Source organism: Leeia speluncae, from assembly GCF_020564625.1.
Taxonomy (GTDB): domain Bacteria; phylum Pseudomonadota; class Gammaproteobacteria; order Burkholderiales; family Leeiaceae; genus Leeia; species Leeia speluncae.
This window is the reverse complement of record NZ_JAJBZT010000034.1, coordinates 1-502: the sequence shown is the minus strand read 5'-3', so window position 1 is coordinate 502 and position 502 is coordinate 1. Positions and strand designations below refer to the sequence as shown.

Annotated in this window: 1 protein-coding gene; it reads left to right on the top strand. The window is 50.2% G+C overall.

The features are described 5' to 3' along the window. The coding region (locus LIN78_RS17975; RefSeq protein WP_227182265.1) for a trans-sulfuration enzyme family protein at positions 1-502 on the top strand (502 nt) is incomplete at both ends.

Sequence of the window (502 nt, the reverse complement as noted above, 5' to 3'; positions counted from 1 at the left end):
GCTGATTACCCTAGAAACTCCTTCTAATCCGATGCTGGCAATTACCGACATCGAAGCCATTACCAAAGTGGCTAAAGAGAAGGGTATCCTGACCTTAGCCGATAACACGCTCGCTACCCCGTTTAACCAACAGCCGCATGCGCTAGGTGTCGATATCGTGGTGCAAAGTGCCACCAAATATCTGGGTGGCCACCATGACCTCACCGCTGGTGCGGTATGTACCAGTAAAGAACTCGCCGCAAAGATCTGGAAAACCCACATTACCTTGGGTTCTGTACTTTCGCCCATGGATAGCTTCTTGCTACTCCGTGGTTTACGTACCTTCCCAATGCGGATGAACCGAGTCAACCAAAATGGCCAAGCCCTGGCAGAAATGCTAGCAGCCCATCCAAAGGTAGCGAAAGTGCTCTACCCCGGTTTACCAAGCCACCCACAGCATGAATTAGCGAAACGTCAAATGAAAGGCTTTGGTGGCATCGTTTCTTTTATGGTGAAAGGTGAC